At 39.9% G+C, this 17,664-nt stretch carries 14 protein-coding genes; all 14 read right to left on the bottom strand.

From position 1 onward, the window contains the following. Positions 1 to 109: 109 nt before the first annotated feature. The 14 genes from G457_RS0100860 to G457_RS0100785 all read right to left on the bottom strand — a co-directional run bounded on the left by G457_RS0100860 (position 110) and on the right by G457_RS0100785 (position 17,662). A complete protein-coding gene (locus G457_RS0100860; RefSeq protein WP_026944789.1) occupies positions 110 to 1,276 on the bottom strand; it encodes a hypothetical protein in 1,167 nt (388 codons plus the stop codon). Beyond that, positions 1,273 to 2,844, bottom strand: coding sequence for a hypothetical protein (locus tag G457_RS0100855; RefSeq protein WP_026944788.1), 1,572 nt, complete (start codon positions 2,842 to 2,844; stop codon positions 1,273 to 1,275). The genes G457_RS0100860 and G457_RS0100855 overlap by 4 nt, the downstream gene beginning before the upstream one ends. Continuing rightward, positions 2,841 to 4,316 carry a hypothetical protein gene (locus G457_RS0100850; protein ID WP_026944787.1) on the bottom strand — a complete coding sequence of 492 codons (1,476 nt, stop codon included), beginning with the start codon at positions 4,314 to 4,316 and terminating at the stop codon, positions 2,841 to 2,843. The genes G457_RS0100855 and G457_RS0100850 overlap by 4 nt, the downstream gene beginning before the upstream one ends. Positions 4,317 to 4,631: 315 nt before the next feature. Continuing rightward, entirely contained in the window at positions 4,632 to 5,780 is a 1,149-nt protein-coding gene (rffA, locus tag G457_RS0100840) for a dTDP-4-amino-4,6-dideoxygalactose transaminase (RefSeq protein ID WP_026944786.1), read from the bottom strand. A gap of 37 nt (positions 5,781 to 5,817) precedes the next feature. Further along, entirely contained in the window at positions 5,818 to 6,603 is a 786-nt protein-coding gene (locus tag G457_RS0100835; RefSeq protein ID WP_026944785.1) for an acyltransferase, read from the bottom strand. Next, positions 6,575 to 7,546 (bottom strand): glycosyltransferase family 2 protein, encoded by a 972-nt coding sequence (locus G457_RS0100830; protein WP_026944784.1) that lies wholly within the window; start codon positions 7,544 to 7,546, stop codon positions 6,575 to 6,577. The genes G457_RS0100835 and G457_RS0100830 overlap by 29 nt, the downstream gene beginning before the upstream one ends. Before the next feature lie 547 nt (positions 7,547 to 8,093). Beyond that, on the bottom strand, positions 8,094 to 10,541 hold the full coding sequence (locus tag G457_RS0100820) for a leucine-rich repeat domain-containing protein (protein WP_026944783.1): 2,448 nt from the start codon (positions 10,539 to 10,541) through the stop codon (positions 8,094 to 8,096). Next, positions 10,528 to 11,367 carry a hypothetical protein gene (locus tag G457_RS0100815; RefSeq protein WP_026944782.1) on the bottom strand — a complete coding sequence of 280 codons (840 nt, stop codon included), beginning with the start codon at positions 11,365 to 11,367 and terminating at the stop codon, positions 10,528 to 10,530. Before G457_RS0100815 ends, G457_RS0100820 begins: the two co-directional genes overlap by 14 nt. Further along, positions 11,364 to 11,942: a hypothetical protein gene (locus G457_RS0100810; protein ID WP_026944781.1), complete on the bottom strand. Its 579-nt coding sequence runs from the start codon at positions 11,940 to 11,942 to the stop codon at positions 11,364 to 11,366. The genes G457_RS0100815 and G457_RS0100810 overlap by 4 nt, the downstream gene beginning before the upstream one ends. A gap of 22 nt (positions 11,943 to 11,964) precedes the next feature. Continuing rightward, entirely contained in the window at positions 11,965 to 12,435 is a 471-nt protein-coding gene (locus G457_RS0100805; RefSeq protein ID WP_026944780.1) for a hypothetical protein, read from the bottom strand. A gap of 430 nt (positions 12,436 to 12,865) precedes the next feature. Further along, positions 12,866 to 13,813 (bottom strand): glycosyltransferase, encoded by a 948-nt coding sequence (locus tag G457_RS0100800; protein WP_026944779.1) that lies wholly within the window; start codon positions 13,811 to 13,813, stop codon positions 12,866 to 12,868. A 2-nt stretch (positions 13,814 to 13,815) separates the two neighbouring features. After that, positions 13,816 to 14,778, bottom strand: a complete 963-nt coding sequence (locus G457_RS0100795; RefSeq protein ID WP_035482900.1) for an MraY family glycosyltransferase — start codon at positions 14,776 to 14,778, stop codon at positions 13,816 to 13,818. Further along, positions 14,778 to 16,625: an asparagine synthase (glutamine-hydrolyzing) gene (gene asnB, locus G457_RS0100790; protein ID WP_026944777.1), complete on the bottom strand. Its 1,848-nt coding sequence runs from the start codon at positions 16,623 to 16,625 to the stop codon at positions 14,778 to 14,780. The genes G457_RS0100795 and asnB overlap by 1 nt, the downstream gene beginning before the upstream one ends. After that, the gene (locus G457_RS0100785; protein ID WP_026944776.1) at positions 16,613 to 17,662 is read right to left on the bottom strand and encodes a glycosyltransferase family 4 protein; all 1,050 of its coding nucleotides are present in this window, start codon (positions 17,660 to 17,662) and stop codon (positions 16,613 to 16,615) included. Before G457_RS0100785 ends, asnB begins: the two co-directional genes overlap by 13 nt. Between the last annotated feature and the right edge of the window lie 2 nt (positions 17,663 to 17,664).

The following is a 17,664-nucleotide window of genomic DNA, read 5'->3' as shown; positions in this document are numbered from 1 at the left end:
GGGGTTCCCGGAGTTGGGAATGTTGAATGAGGAATTGGGAATGTGGAATGAGGAGTTGGGGGAAGGTTTTGGGGTTTGGGTTTAACTTTTAACATTAAGAATACCATACTTAAAGAGGTATTCCTGATTCGGATATTCGGATCAAGTAAGCTAAGCCAGATAGCACATGCAGCAAGAAAAAAGCAAGCAGTATCCCTATTTTTTGAAAGCTACTTGTGTTTAGTTGCTGCATTTGGAAAAAACTAGAAAGTAGAACTTTGGCAATCATCAGATAGAGCAAAAAAAAAGAAATGGGGATTTGCCAGTAAAAATTACCGTCCAGGTAGCCTGGACCGCTTTCTGCGAAAAGGAAAAAAACTAAGATACCAAAGGAGAAAGTCAGGAAAGCCAAGCGGAATTCAGGATTTGCCCAAAGTGTCTTTCCAAAGAAAATCAAAGAAGCTATCAAGAGCGGGAAACTGCCAAAAAGGTCCCAAAGCGGGCTTTCGGAGAGTTTTAGCCAAACTCCAAAGGGATCAATCATTACATCTCCACGGGCATTGAAATTGTAAAACAGACTGTCTTCAGCCGTTTCTGAAAAAATCAGCCACTTGCTTCCCAATAAAAATGACATGACCAAAACCGAGTAAATCCCAGTAGCAAAGACTGATTTTCTGGACGTATTTGAAAAAATGGCCATGACCATCAGCCCGGGAATTAATCCAAACAGATAGCTTGGCTTTATCAATAAAACCAGAAGCGTCCAGCTGATCAATGGAATAAAATTGGGTTGGCTGCCAATGCACCATTTCCTTACCTCCCAAAACAAGAGCATACAAAAAGGGAAGACGAAAATAGTGCTACCATTATGCCAGAGATTGGGGGTCATTTTTCCCAAAAGCCAATATTCTCCTTCCCAATTCAAAAGAACTAGCGGAAACATCAACAGCAAGCCAAAGGGAATCCAAGCAAGCCATGGATTCTCTCGGATTTCATTTTTAAGAAAGTGATAAGTCAGGAGGTATTTTGCCAACCAACTGATTCCCATCATGAGTAGAAGGGCGATTTTAAGGCTTTTGGAACCTGGAATCACAGTGCTGATCCCAAAAAAAGTAAGGTAGTAGAGCGGTGGAAAGGGGATTTTCCCACGTTCGTGATAAAAATTCCAAATATCCAGATGGGCCAGAAAATCTGAAAATATATTTCCAGCCAGCATCTCATAGGTAATCCAGAAATACCCTAGGGTGACTAAAAGGGCAGCTATCCAAAAAGCCGGTAAACGGGGAATCATCTTCATGGACCAGAAGAATAAGACTTAGATTTTATAAAATGAAGCAAAACCAAACTTTCGCTTTTCAGCTCAGATTGAAGGGTAAAGCCAGGAGAAATTCGGTTCATGTAATCAGGAAATACCAGGGGTTCGGGAGACTGAAAAGCCAAGAGATAAAATTCTTTCAGTTCACTTTGTCCCGCAAAACTTCGCAATTCATAAGCTTTTTCCTGCATAGGACTTCTGGAAATCCAACCGTAACTGAGGAAGGGAATGGGCTGAGATTGACTGAATTCTTCTAGAAAAAGATATTCCATGATTCCTTCCAGAAAAACCGGAGCATCCGATTTCCTTTCCTCCAAAAGAGAGAAAAACTCCTGGTCCACTTGTTGCCTACCTTTAGCTTCCTTCCAAAAGTTGAAGAAGTGAATTCCAAGAAAAAGGCATAGCAAAGTGATTAAGGCATAAATCCATCGGGAAGACCTTTTTACCAATGAGGAGTAAAAAAACGGAAATAGAAGGACCAGAAAGAAAAGTAGATTGACTCGGCCCAAGAGCAAGTTGAAATGATTGAAAAGGAGGTAAAAGGCGAGCCAGCCTCCCAAAAAAATGATTTTTCTCCTCCAAGATATTTGAGACACCAGAAAAGAACCCAATAAAATCAGGATGAGCATGGATTTGAAAAGTTCGGTCAACTGTACCCGCTGAATGCGAATCAATCCATCTTTCACTGCTTCCCATGTCCAAAATTGAAGATCCAATTCCTGTTTTTTGTTCATGAAATCCTGTGAGTTGAGGGGAAGTTCCTCAAACATCCACCTGCTCACCAAAAACCAATCGGATGAATCCGGGATCGCACCTTCCTGAGATTGCTGCACAAATACCGGGTGGTCTAAGACTTTTGACCTTGCCTGGTTGAAATCCAAGTAATCAGGAGAAACAAAGGATTCTTCATATGCCAACTTGCCTATAGCAAGGAAAACTGCGAAACTAATAAGCAAAAGACCTCTGGAAATGGAAAACCCATCTTTGACCTGAAGGAAAACCAAAGCAGCCCAGCCCCATCCCAAACTGATCAAGGCAACGGATTCCCATCGAATGGATAAGCCCATGAATAAAGCCAAAAATGCCCAAAGGCGAAATCTTGGAAGTGAGGAATCCCATATGACCATCAAGCCTGCCAACGCGGCAAAACCAGCGATCAGCGTGAACTGAGGGAAGAAGGCGAAATGAAAAGAAATCAGTCCTATAAACAGACTCCAAAAATGCTTCTGGATCTTTGGAAAAGTTGATATCCAAACTTTCTTTAGAAGTAGAAAAGCGGAAAGGAAGTTGACTGCAAACCAAGTCAAACCATACCAGTTAATCTCTGGAAAAAAGCTGTAAATCGTAGAAAAAAGCCAGCTTAGCCAGGGATGAATAAATACTGCATAAGGTTCGGGTTCGCCCGTGTAGGCTCCAGAAACCAGCCACATCATCATCACATCGTCATTGGTCTGAAATCGCCAAGGCAGAAACCAGATCATCGCCAAGCCAAGAAAAAAGCCTATTGCCCAAAAAAGAAAAGATTTATCAACTGCTTGAGATAAACTCATAGGTATTCCGTGACTAAAATGGGAGGTTCCGTAAATCCTTCTGGCAAAGAATCCACTTGGTAAAATAAGACATCTTTGGAATAGCCGTTAGGAAAAAAACCTTTCAATTGCTCTCTGTCCCAATACCCTGGACTATTTGGGAGAACTTTTCCAAGTAAATAAGGCACCCCTGAAATCCTATAGACCGCCAGAATTTCTTCTTGCTCAGGAAATAAAGAAACCAATTTTTCCAAACCATTGACCTGCTTGGGACTAAGCAATATAGATTTACCCGGAAGATATTCCCATTTTTCTGTATTCTTCCAAAGTGGTTTTTGCTCAAATGGATGCCACCAAAGTCCATTGAATACCAAAAGCAAGGCTGAAAAAGAGATGCCAATATTTACCCATTGGAGTGATTTCAATCGCGATTTGCCTGCAAGAATCAACCACGCCATGATCCAAAAAACCAAGTAATGAATCCCTAATCTCAGCCAATAGACATTACTTCCAAAATGAAGCACAAAAGGCAAAACCAAAAGAAGAAATATCCAGACTTTTTCCTTCGCCGGAAATCGGGAAAAATCGGATTTTGCAAAAAACCAAGCCCAGATTACTACTCCAAAGAGCAGGAAAAAGTGGTTCCATTCATCAGTTATATGCGTGATGAAAAAAGTCAGGTAAAATGCTGGGATAATAAGTAAGGCTTGAAAAAATTTCTTTTTGATCAAGCGAAAGGATAAAAATGAAATCAGAAAGAGCAGTAAAGACCAAAAAGCTCCCACGCCAGTATGCTTGACTAAGGTCCACCAATGGTAATCTTCCCGTCCGGTTTGTATGGATAATCCAGCGCTTAGTCGAATAATGGCATTTTCGCTAAGAGTGAAATAAAATATCCCCTCCAAAAGAATAAAGGGAATGAGCAAAGCAAATAGCACCTTCCAATTGAGCCTTTTTTCATAAAGCATTAAGCCAATCGTCAATATTCCCAAAAGTAATGCTGTTGTCACTTTTACATAGACCAAAATCCCAAGAAGGAGACCCAAGCTTAAGTTTTGAGTCAATTTTGATGATCTAGTCGAAAGCAATGCTAAACAACCGGCAGCTAGTCCAACAGAAAGATGATTGTAGGATAAGCTAGCAGGAAGGAAGCCATATCCGGCCATTAATCCTAAAAGAGAAATAAGATAAACTTCAAAAGATAGCTGCTTTTCAAACTTCAGGTTTCTGTAAAAAACAGCCAAGCCCAATGCTCCTAAGCAATAAAAGAAAAGTCGGAGAATCCTCAAACCAACTATTCCAAAGTGAATCCCGGTGATTTGGTGGAAAAGCTTAAAAAACAGATCGTAATTAAAAATTCCTCCTTGATTTTCCTGAAGAGGATGGGCTAGCAAAACATACAAGCCCTCATCTGAGACATCAAATCCGCGATTAATCCCCAGGATAACCATGGCGATACATATAATTGTAGCTTTGACCAGAAATTTGGGCATTTAGGAATGATTGGAAGATTGGAAGATTGGAAAATTGGAAATTATGAACACCTGAAATTTTACCATTACCGTGATTTTATTTGCTAATCTTGTTGGAAGCAGGAAGAATGAAGATCCAGCCACGGCTGGCAGGCGAAGTATTCGGATTCTAAACATCAAAGCCTATTTCATTCTGAGTTTTTTCCAATCCGGCAAAAAAGCGGATAATTATATTGAAAATTAAAGCATTTAAAGTTGTAAAATTTGAATCCGAAATATTCAACCCTTTACTCCAACATTCCTCATACTTAATTCAAAATTCTTAATTCAACATTTCTAACTCTCCACCAATAAATTTGGTAATTGATAAAAGAGTGGAAGTCGCAGAAGGCAGTCACTGAAGCGATCGGAATTGGGAAGATGTCGGATAAACTCTTCCGGTTGATAATTTTGGATAAACTCGCTTTTGTGTAAGCTTTGATAATGAAATACCGCCAACACTCCTTTCTCCTTCAGCCTTTGAATATACTCTTGTCGTAGATCGGCATACTCAAAAAGCATATAAAATAGATGATAGTTACCAGGTTGAGTTTGAAAACCCACCTCTCCCAAACCTTTCATGCATTCTTCCAAGAGCTGCAAAAAAGATAAAGGCAAGACTTGTATTTGATCCTTTTTCCCGGAAAACCAAGCTGAATAGTCCTCCCAAATGGCTTTTCGTCTGGATTGAATCCCAGCCAAGTTTTCTAATTGGGCAAAAAGAAATGCAGCCTGCAATTCCGAAAGCAAGAAACTACTGCCCAAATCCTTCCAACCGTATTTATCAATTTCACCGCGAAATAAAGCTGCTCGGTCTGTACCCTTCTCCCAAATCACTTCCGCGCACTTTACGAATTGAGGATCATTGACCACAAGCATCCCTCCTTCCCCACAATGGACATTTTTGGTTTCATGAAAGCTAAAGGCTGCCAATTTACCAAAGCTTCCCAAAGCTTTTCCTTTATAAAATGAGTCCACTGCATGCGCACCATCTTCAATTAATATAATATTGTATTTGTCGGCCAATTGCTGCAAGACATCCATATCGCATGGAACTCCTGCATAATGTACGGCTACTATTGCTTTTGTCTTTTCACTGATCAGCTCTTCTACTTTAGCTTCATCCAGCCCAGGAAAATCGGCTTTGCTATCCACAAAACGGATTTTTGCCCCCCGAAGTGCAAAGGCATTGGCAGAAGAAACAAAGGTGAAAGCCGGTACTATCACTTCATCACCGGGCTGAATATCAAGAAGTAAAGCAGCCATCTCCAAAGCATCTGTACAGGAAGTCGTGAGAAAGCATTTCCCAAAACCGTACTGATCTTCAAAAAAAGACTGACAAAGCTGCGTGAAATGGCCGTTCCCAGAGAGTTTACCCAAGGCTGCTGCCTTTGAAAAGTAATCATGCTCAGCACCGGTCAAGTAAGGTTTATTGAAAGGGATCATTCGTTCCCGGTTTAATTTTAATGTATTTATTACAGCCTTAAAAAGGGGTGAATTTTGCTTTTTCTGGAAGCAGGTACTTCATGAATTTTACCTCATCGCTGCTTAGTCTTTTGGTATATTTTCTTGGTGAAACCGCAAAGTAAGTTTTATCCGAATTCTCCCAACTAATTTCATTCTCATGCGCCACCAAAATAATCTTTTCTTGGTTAACTCCTGATTCGGATAAGTACTGCCTCATTTTTTTCATTTTCTCTTTTGTACTTACTTCTAAAAATTGATTTCCGAGTTTGGAAGAAATTGATTTGGCAGGGCTACCGGCATAGATTTGATTATACGCCATATCATGGGTAATGACTGAACCGGCTAAGGCCATTGACTTATCGGCAGCTTCAATAGGCCCTACAATGCAATGCCCGACAAACCATACATCCTTCCCAATTTTCAAGGGTTTTTGGGAATTGAACCGGCAACCTTCAAGCGTGTCACCAAACTTGATATGAGACCATAATTGAGAATGAGCCCCAATACCACAATTATCGCCGATGGTCGCTCCACCTATGCAGTCAATAATGGCAAACTGACCTATCCAGGCATTGTGACCGATTGAGCAGGATTGATATCCATGAATAGTCACCTGATGATGGATTTTGCCATAATCACCAATTTGAAAATCATTGCAAATAATTTGAACTCCAGCCCCAATATAAACCTGATCCCCTATTCGAATACGATCAGCAGGACCATCTATACCTCTAATAATTGCGGTAGGATGAATAAAAACTCCCTGCCCTAATTCAATTTGATTCGCCTGTATATTCTCCATGAGTCATTCGGTCAATTAAATACAGGGGCCTTCCTTTTACACCTTCAAAGATCTTCCCAATGTACAATCCTACGACACCTATCATCATCATTAAAATCCCAGAAAAAAATGAAATAGATAGGATTAAACTGGTATATCCTGAGACTGTAATCGATCCCATGAAATACCGAATCAATGTTATACAGGAAAAAAGAAAGCTTAGTATAGATACCAATAGGCCTACTTTAACCATCAATCGAATAGGTTTATCAGAATAGGCTAAAATGATATCTAAAGCTAGGTTTGCTCTTTTTCGGAAAGAGTAATTGCTTTTGCCTACAAGCCTATGCTGATGCTCCACTTCAATGGTAGATGACTTGAAGCCCATCCAGCTTATCATGACAGAGAATACCCGTACAGGCTCTCGCATTCTGCGAAAAGATTCTGCTACTTTGAAATGGTAGATTCCGAAATTGCCAATGGCTGGATCAAATGTTTTGCCAGAAAGATAGGATAAGAAATAGAAAAATATTCTGGAGGTCCAAACATTGAAGGCCTCGTCTTTCCGATTCATCCTTCTTGCCAAGACCACTTCGTATCCCTTTTGTGCCTCTTGATAAAGCATAGGAATGTCCTCAGGCCTATCTTGCAGATCACAGTCCATCACTACCACCCACTCGCCTTTCGCATGGTCCAAGCCTGCTGTGATGGCATAGTGCTGACCAAAATTACGAGAAAGCTTTATCCCAAAAACTTCCGTATTCTTTTCCGAAAGCCTCTCGATCAATTCCCAAGATCCCTCAGGGCAGCCATCGTCCACAAGAATGATTTCTGATTTAAGATTTTCGGTATTTAAAGCCATCAAAATTCTTTGAATCAATTCTTCCAAGGTATTCCCTCCTTTATATACTGGGACCACCACCGAAATATTAACTGGAAAATTACCGGAATCTTGATTTGCCATGGGAAGATCAAAAATAAAGAAATATGGCTATTCCTGATTGAGGGAAGTGAAAGAATGTTGAATGAGGAATTAGGAATGTTGAATGAGGAATTAGGAATGTTGAATGAGGAATGAGGAATGAGGAATGTCGAATTGAGGAACTGATCAATTTTCGAATTGATAGGTTAAGGGGTTCGGGGTTCAGAGTTCGAGGTTCGGGGTTCGGGGTTCGAAGGTTGGGATTCGGAAATTGGGAAGTTTGGGGGTTGGGAGGTTAGGAGGGTGGTGGGTTTTGAAGTTTGGAAATTTGGAATATAAATAATCATGTAAAAAATTGATTATATGCAAAAATGTGGAAAACTATCCTTCTCTCATTCCAAAAATTACCCACTTTATGGTATTTTTTTTCCGGTTTTGATTTTTACCTTTGAATCAGGGTGATTAAGCAGCTTTTCTCATCATTGTTTATAGAAAATTATAAGGGATTTTTTTCAACACTTTTTTACCCCTTAACTCTCATTAAATCAGAGACAAAAACAAACCCCTTCTCGCAAAGGGGTTTGTTTTTTTAGTAGTATCTAACCTCACAATTTGGATTTGACTCCCTAAATCGATCCACTGTTCGACTACTTAGCCTGGTATTGAAGCAGGATAATTTGATAAGGTTTGGTAAATCTTCAATAGGACGAAGTGAACGAAGATTGGTGCTTGCTACATCGAGTTCTTCCAAACGAAGTAATGGTTCCAAACCTTTAAGTACTCTCAAATTGGTCCCGGATAGATTCAATACTCTAAGTTCAGAAAGATTTGATAGAGATGTCAGATCCTCGATACCAGTATTGGAGATGTCCAAATTCGTCAACTGAAACAGTGAGGAAACAGGGGTGAAATCTGTTACAGGCACCTGAGAAAGCCGAAGCTTTGTCATCAATTTCAGTTCAGCAACAGGACTGATATCTGTGAGTGGAGCATCAAAAATGGAAAGCTCTCTCAAATTCACAAATGCCTTCAAAGGAAATAGGTTGCTAAAGGAAACTCGCTCAAAACTTAAGGCAGACAATGCTGTCAGGTTATGAAGTTGTTCTGTACTTGGGTTTTCCGGAAGGCTGAATTGCCTTCTGAGCTGCTCACTCCAAGTCTCAGGAAGTGTTTCCCACCAAGTAGCCAATTCTTCACTTCTGTAAACCAAGGTCAAATTGGGTTTAATCTGAAGCAATTGCGGGACTTCCTCCTCCAAGAATTTAGCCTGATTTACATTCAGGTAAGTAAGATTTCCAAGGCTTTGAATTGGTAGAATACTTTCAATGGGACTTCCCGAAAAATCCAGCCGTACCAAGGAGTCCAAATTTGTCAACGGTGCCAAATCTTGTACACCTGTATTTTCGGCTTTTACTTCCTTGAGAGTCTTAACTTCAGACAGCGGCAACAAGTCCGATATTGGATTGTCTGAGAAATCAATCTTTCGAAGCTTCACGAATCGAGTGATGGGATTCAGTGTTTTCACTTCCATCCCCGCAAGGTCCAAAGACTCTAGACCAATGGTGGAAGTCAGTAGTTCTACATCCGGGTTTTCTCCCCGGATTTGAGGATTAGCTTTTCGAAGCACATTCTTCCAAGGCTCCGAAAGAGCTGTCCACCAACTTTCGAGATCCCGAACATGGTGAATCAACAGAACGTCAGGATTTGCCCTGATAAAATTATCTGCAGCGATGACCGAGAGATTGGTCTCATCCGCGAGAACTTTACGAAGATTGGACTTGGCATTCAAGCCAGAAATATCTGCCACTTCCGTATTGGTGAGATTGATGGTTTCGAGCAGATCAAGACTTCTAAGAGGGCTTAAATCAATAATATTTGTCTCTGATAGATCAATACTTTTTAAGGAATCCAATTCACTTAAGCTAGAAAAATTGATTAGGTAATTCTTGCTCAAATTGAGCTCCTTCAGATGCTTCAGGTCTTTAATATTTTCTGAATTGTTAAACCCACTTTCGGTCAGGTCCAAGTATTGAAGGTTTTGAAATTCATTTAGCACTTGAAAACTCAGCACAGGCGTGCGGTACATTTTCAATCTTTCAAGTGATTTTAGGTTGAGCAAGGGATCAATTTCCGCTATTTGGGTTTCAGAAATATCAAGTTGCTTCAGACGCTCGGAATATTTGATGAATTGAATATCTGAGGCCGGAGTATTAGAAACATCCAAATACTCCAGAAATGTAACATTGGAGATTGGTCCCAAGTCCACAATTCGGGTATCACTAAGATCGATAAACTTGAGTTCGCGAAGCGCCTCAAGCGGAGTCAAATCAAGTAATGAATCAGTACCTGATATATCCAAAGAGTCTTCTGAAACGAATTTATACAACTCGTCTAGACTGATCGAATCAGTAGCGGAAAGTGCAAATCGATCGAGGAAATAGCCTTTCCAATGAGGGTCCAAAATCTCCCACCACTCCAAAAGTTCTTCATCGCGACTCAGCTTGGTAGTGTAGATGCTGGCGATTTTAAGCTCTTGGGAGTTTTCTTCAAGATTCACCTCTACAAACCGAGGTTTGGTATCTGTAATTTTGTTCCCGTCTTTGGCGGTCGCCTCAATGGTTCTGTCCATGGAGACTACGAAAAACACCTCTCCATTTTCTTTTTGACCGGGCTTTACCTCCCTTACTTTAAACTTGAAGTTGACATCCTGAAAAAAAAACTCAATATCCTTCAGGTATGCGGTAACATCTTTGTTGGTAACTACTTTCCGGTCTAGAACCAGGTCATCTTCTACCTGTACAGTTCCGTCCCTAAATATTTTCAAATAGCTCTCCCGAATAATGACATCCTTGTCTCGTGTGGAGGTCTCAGAAGAACCGATGGTATTAAGCAAATATTCCAAAAAGCGGATTTGATCCTCCACTTTTCCAGAAAACTCGGTGATTTCCTCCTTGCTGTACCCTTCTATGTCTTGCCCATAGATCGGTAAGCAAGTGATTATCAAAAAGAAAAGTAGAAGAAATCTAATTCGAACCATAAATATACTTTTGCAATGTTTCTTTGTCCCCGGTATTGAGTTTGACCAAACTGGAAATCAACCAGCCTGTGTTAAATCCGGGTCTATTGAACTGTGCTACTTCAAAATACCAGCCATCTATTTGAAAAAAGTGAAATTTAACATTACTCACTGTTTCAAATTTCAGGTTTCCTTTTTTCATTTCATAAAGAAAAATCGTCAAATAATCCGGTGAAAATGAGCTTTCGGTAAAGGCTTCGGGTAGCTCTGAATCCTGAAATGCCCTGCGAAGATTCATAAAACCCAATTCATGGGAAAGTGGGTGAAGAAAATCCTTCTCATCACCGACAGGCTTATCGAAGAGATTGCGAAAAGGCCCAAAATCCACTGCATCAATTACCCATTCGTAACCAAGACCTTGGGGTTGAATTTTCAGCATTAGGGTTGCTGTTTCCCTTTTTCCCTGAAACATAAACTGAGCTTTCACCTCTGAAAACCAGTCCCCTAAGTGGAATTTGAGGTATTGAGGGTAATTGTCTGAAAGGACTTGATTGATAAATTGGTTTTTCAGTTCAGCACTGATCCCGCTGGTTTCATTATCAAAGAGTCGCTGAATAAACTGGCGGCGTAGTTCTTTATTTTGAAAAAGAGAGTCTCCAGTATAAAAGCGGGTATTGCCATCGGGAGATTCTTCGGCATTGAATCTTCTGAAAAATTGGTTGAGTTGTTTGGTCGAGGCTGCAAATCGACCATCATCTTTGATTGTGCCCCCAGAGCCAATGCCCTGGGCGGCTACAATCGAAAGGCTTGCGATAAACATCGCAATGGTAATCAGGGTAATTCTCATGCGGAAGTCTCAGTCACTCGTACATCGCCGAGCATGACATCCCAAAATTCAATGGTTCTACCCGCGATTTGGGTTTGTTTTTTCTCTACATAGATCGTGATGTCTTTCTTGGTCGTATCCTTGTAGTTCATTCCTGTCTCGATAGATGTACCTTCGAATCGCTGGAAGATAGTCACTACCCCTACATAACGTCCATCAGGCTGACGCTCAAGGTCTGAAATGTACTGAATGTCATACCAAGTGATATTTACACGGTCATAATTGAGAGCCATCAGACGCTCAAAATATCTTCTGACCTTGTAGTAAGCGATTTCGCTGGTATTGATACTGGATACGCCCATTTCAGCACCCGGTGCGAATAGCTCTTCAGCTCTGTCCATTACGCGGTTGGCTTCAGAAAACTGAGTTTCCTTGCTTCCGATAATGGCAATGTATTTACTAAGATCCTTTACTTTCTCAAGAGCAAGAGAGTCAATAGCTTGCTTTCTAGCAGGGCTGATAGTCTCCGATTGTGCAAAAACTGTCGCTGTGCTGATTAAAAACAAGCCTAGAAATAAGATGATATTATTTTTCATTTTTTTAGAGTTCTAGCAGTGATTATTTTCTTCTCAATTCAAGTTCAGATACTTTTCCATTGGCATCCAATCGGATATCGCTGATGAAGTTCAGATTCTTTTTGGTATCCTTCAGGTACTCGAGATACTTTCTGATGGTGGTAGGTTCATCATAATCTTTGATTCCATTTTCTTCATGGATGACAATCAGCACAGGAGTATCTTGGTTAGAAAACATGGCCAATGTTTGTTCGATAGATTGATTAGCCATAGACGGACTGCTAGAACCTGCTACGGTATTAAAAGCAGATTCAAGTTTCTCGACTGCTACCTCTTCTGCAGATGGAGCTGGAGGAGGTGGTGGCGGAGTCTCTTCAACACGTTCAACAGGTGCTGGTTCAGGCTCAGGTTGAACAGCTTTCTTTTTGGACTTACAAGCCCCAAGGGCGATGATAGAAACTCCCACGATGAGGAGTGCTCGCTTGAAAGTCAAGGTGATTAACTTTTCTCTCATTTTTGAATTAAATTTAGTTGTTTGCTTTTTGAGGGGTTCTAAAGATTCTGCCAAATTAAATAAAATCAGTGAAGATTAGGACAAAGGGCGAGCCAAATCCAATTGATACTTTGTCAATTATTGCAAAATTCGGATGAATGGTTGAATTAATGACAAACCAAACCTTGAGTTCCTGATTTTTCGGGCCTTCAAGGAAAAATATTAGCTAAAGATCAATTTAAAATTTGAGGGCTAATTCGAGTGAACAGGGCTATTAAACTATAATTCACTTGATTTAAAAACTTCTTATAGGCAAAAAATACCCATTTTAGGGGATGTTTTTGCTTTGTTTTTATTCCGACTTTTATGTCAGTGTTAAGTTTTAATCAGGCTAAGCCAATAAAAAATGCCCGGGGTTTCTCCGGGCATTTTTTCTTTGTGATTTGGTTGATTAGTCGAGTACTTCTTTTTTGAGATAGGCAGCTTGGGCCTCAGGAGTACAATATTTTTCAAAAAAAGCCTTCCCTCCTCTAGATATTTTCTCGTGGTAGCTCGGATCGTTGATTATCTCATCTAATTTAGAGTCAAATTCCTCCGAAGAATGTAGGTATGCGATTTCCTTTCCCTCCTCAGGGTAAATAGGAAGATCGATGGCAAAAGGAAATGAAAGAACAAATGAACTTGCATTCCAATATTCTGCCAGTCTCCAACTAACCGCTCCCAAAACAGCAGGATTGTTTAATGATATGAGGGATTTGGCACTAAGCTCTGAAAAAAGCTTTGGAGAGTAGGTCTTGGTGTTCAGCTCTTCGTCATATCCAAAGTTATTACCATCTGAGCGGGGAATAAAACCTCCTTCAAATTCAATCTTTGGATGCTTTTTGCATGCCCGGATAAATTCGGCTCTAATTTGATTGGCCCAAGTCTCCTTTTTCCATGTACTTCCTGAAAAAAACACATAAGGATGGAAGTGATAATTATCCTCCAGGTTTTTATAATCAGGTCTTTTCCTCAGAACATAGACTTCTCTTGCAAAGTCTTTAGGCTTTAATTTCGTCAATAAATGGAAATGAAAAGTCTTCAGATATAATGGTAAGATATTGACCGGATAATGAGGAAATAAAGGTCTTACCTTTTCCTGTTGATAGCTTGGATTGTCAAGCAATTTATTGGTAGCAAAGTATAGATGGCATTTTTTGTAAAGCTCATCATTCACTCCTACCGGGTCATGATTATCGATGACTGCCAGTCTTCCTTCCAGTGAAAAAATGATAAATCCTCGGTTGTTGAATTTTGAGAATTCAGAGTTTGATTGAAATTTCAAATCAAAGAGTTTGGATAGGCTCAGTAAATAGTAGGAAGAATAAAAATTGGGAATGTTATGAATTAAAATAGTCATGATTAGTTCAGGTGATATTTTTCCCGTATTCTTTTCTTCAGGGCAAGATAAATGAGTGAGAGTGCAATCATTATTGCCCAGGCAATAGTGAGATTTGGATACTCTCCATTATAAATAAATAGTCCAAAATTAATAAGCAACTGCAGTATAGCATAAACAAGTGCTATAATTACATGATCGATTTTTACCTGATTGACCAAGTACTGGTACAGGTGGGTTCTATGCGGTTCTGTGACTTTTTCTCCTTTGATCAATCTCCTGAAAATGGTAAAGAAAATATCAATTCCATATACCAGTAAGAACAAAACAATGATCGGATTATGATCTACCAGGTACCATTTGGTAAGCAGGTATATCATCAAATATGCAAGCGAAATGCTACCGATATCACCTGCAAACATCAGGGCTCTTTTCCTCAAATTAAAAATGAAAAAGACTAAAAGAGCTAGAATTTGATATGACAATAGCTGTTCAGGAAAAATTGGTAAGTATTCATTTACAGCCAAAAGACTACCGAAAAAGACCAAGGAGTACAATCCTGTTATTCCATTGATACCATCCATAAAATTGATGGCATTGATAACCCCCAAACCAAAGAAGTAGAAAACTGGAAGAAGGTACCAATCAATTTGGGAAAAAAGGTTGAGATCCCAAAAAGCAAAGGATAAGGCTAAAAACTGTATTCCGAATCTAAGAAGCCTTGAGATATCAAACATATCATCAAGCATGCTGATCGCAGCAATCCACATCATGCCCAAAATCATCCAGGTATTCTGAAAATCGTAGGCCATCCACCACAAAAGCGCAGCAACGGGAATAAGGATCCCTCCCCCACGTACGGTCACTTTAGTATGAGAAGATCTGGAATTGGGACGATCTACTATATCAAACCTTAAGGCTAAACGGTAATAGACTAAGGCGATCAACAGAAAAAATAGAAATACGGATAAGTACGAGAGTATCATTATGAGTTGAACTGAACTTGGTACCAGTAACTATTGAAAAATAGAGACCTTACATAAGAATAGTTTTGAACTGGATTCACTTTAAAATCTTCTACAATTTTTGAAATATCAAGGTAATTAAAGAGTCCGATTTCAAACAGGGGACTTTTGTTCATATTTTCTAAGTGGTCCCTGAGTTCTGGAATTTCAAGAAAATATTTATTCCACGGAATAGCCAAACCTATTTTTTCGTGATTTCTTATGTAATCTGGTAATTCTTTACCGATAGTATTCATAGAAAGCCACTTGCCTTTTCCACTGGTTGAAAAACAATCATCAGGGAGGCTATTGACGCCTGTGACTAAGCGATAGTCTAAAAACGGCTCCCTACATTCGATGGACGCTCCCATGGTCGTACGGTCATTTTTATCATTTAAAGTCCCAAGATGAATTTGCTGATCCAAGTAAAGAAGCTGCCGAAGCTTTGATTTTGGAAAATACTTCTTGGCTTCCTCTAGTTTCTGGATTCTATATTGAGGTAAAATATTCAATGAATTTAAACCCAATCGTTTTAAATCATGCAGGAACAATTCATTGGAATTGGTGAGAATATGGAAATCTGGATTTCTAAATTCTAGATAATGAGCCAGCTTTTTTAATCGTGAGTTCTTCACCCAATTTTCGGGAACATATTTTAGGAAATTTAAAAGCTGATACATAAAGTTTTTCCCCATAACCTTTTGTCTTACATATCCACCAAGCACTTCATCAGCTCCTTCTCCGGTAAGTAGAACGGTCACATTTTTCTTTGCCTCCTTAGAAAGCCCCAAGAGTAAGCCGTCCGTATAATGCATTAATGGTTCATCGTTTATCAGAATACTTTCATTGAGCAGATTCACCAAATTTGAACCGAGGATATCAAACCCGTGATAGGCTGAATTCAGCTCCTTACTAAGGGACTCTGCAAGATCTGATTCATCCTTTTCAAAGCCTTTGAATCGAAGATTCCAGCTACTTAAATTAGAAAAGCCTAATTTCGATTGGGCATACAAGATGCTACTACTGTCCAAGCCTCCACTCAGCATGGTGCCCACCGGAACGTCTGAAATCATCCGCAATTTGACAGAATCAACGAAGGTTTCCTTATACCATTCCAGTGGATTTTGGATTTTGGGATGTGCCAATGCTGCTTCACCAAGATTGAACCAAGCAGTGTAAGACTGAAGATCAACTCCATTCTTCCATACCTGATAATGCCCCGGAAGAAAGCGACGGGCTCCCTTAAAAATGGTGTTCTCTCCACTGACATGTCTATAAAAGAACTGCTCATCCAGATATTCCTCAGCGATTTCTTTTTGAAGTCCATGTTTGAAAAGAGCTTTTGGTTCGGATGCAAAAGCCAAATAGTCATCATTTTCTGTCCAAAATAGAGGCTTTACGCCAAACCTATCCTGCACCAAGACTAACTTTCGCTGAGATTGGTCCCAAAAAGCAAACGCGAAAAAACCATTTAATCTGGGCAAGACTTCTAGCCCATATTCCATCAATAAATAAAGCAGTACTTCAGTATCAGACGTGGTATTAAAGGTGTATCCTTTATGCTTCAGCTCTGGATAAAACTCCTTGAAATTAAAAATCTCCCCATTGAAAATCAGATGGAAGCGCCCACAAGAAGATTGGAAAGGCTGATTGGCATGCTCGCTCAAATCCAAAATTGAAAGTCTTCGGTGTCCTAAACCTACATCATCTAATACCTCATAACCTGCTGCGTCTGGCCCACGATGGTACAATTCATCAGTCATCTCCTTCAATTTTTGATAGGAGGCTGGCTGCCCACTTTTATTCCAAAAACCTGCTATTCCGCACATTGTGATTTTTCCTTTACTAGCGTAGAATAAACTTCAAAAAAATGTCTCATATTTTGATCTCTGTTGCAGTATTCATCAATATATTTTCGGTTTGCAACAACGCCCTTCCTATACCTTGATGGATTGGTCATAAATCGCTCGATTTTATTGACTAGGTCCTGTACATCTCCTTGGGCAGCAAGCAGGCCGTTTTGACCATGAGCAATAAAAGCCCGGTTGGCAGGCAAATCTGTCACAATAGGAAATGCTCCACAGGCCATCGCCTCAAATAATGAGGCTGACACCCCTTCAGAGTCAGGAAAGGCAAGATAGATGTCAGCTTGGCTTAGGTATTCGGGCAGATCATCATTATCAATTCTACCAAGCCATTTGATGTTGTTGTCTAAATTCAAGTGAGAAGTCATTTCAATCAAACGCTCACTTTCCACTCCATCACCAATCATAATGCACTCAAAATCATAGCCCTTCTCACGTATAATTGCTAAAGCTTCTAGAATTTTATCATGGTTGTAGATGGGAAAAAGACTTCTCGTAACAATTAAAGTAAATCGCTTTTCATTGATGGCTTTTTTTGAAAAAGTAAAAAGAGACAAATCTAGTCCCTTGGGTCGAACCAATATTCGATGTGGAGGAGCTCCGGATTGAAGCATGGCATAGGTCATAACATAGCCCCAAGCATGGATTAAATCCACATTTCGATAAACAATTCTCTGAAGAATGGATTTAATCCATCTTCCTAAAGCATTGGTGGACCAAATATCGGAGATTCCCTGTTGGGCAACCACTCTTACTTTGGCTTTCACTGCCAAACTGAAAAAACCATAGCTAGTTGATCTTTCCGCCAGGACCAAATCATATCTTTCTGAAGAAAAAATCAAGCTCCAAAAAAATCTAAAAGCCTCCAAAATTCGCTTGGCCCTAGACTGATTATTGAAAAGCTCCTTGGTTTCGATGCTTAGACCTGACTCCTTTTCGATTCCTTTTATCCAGGTAATAGCATCTGCCCGGTAGGTCTCACCCAAAAACAGTATTCTCATTT

The organism is Algoriphagus marincola DSM 16067 (genome assembly GCF_000429405.1).
Lineage (GTDB): Bacteria > Bacteroidota > Bacteroidia > Cytophagales > Cyclobacteriaceae > Algoriphagus > Algoriphagus marincola.
The sequence above is the reverse complement of the archived record's forward strand: the minus strand, read 5'-3'. Positions and strand labels throughout refer to the sequence as shown.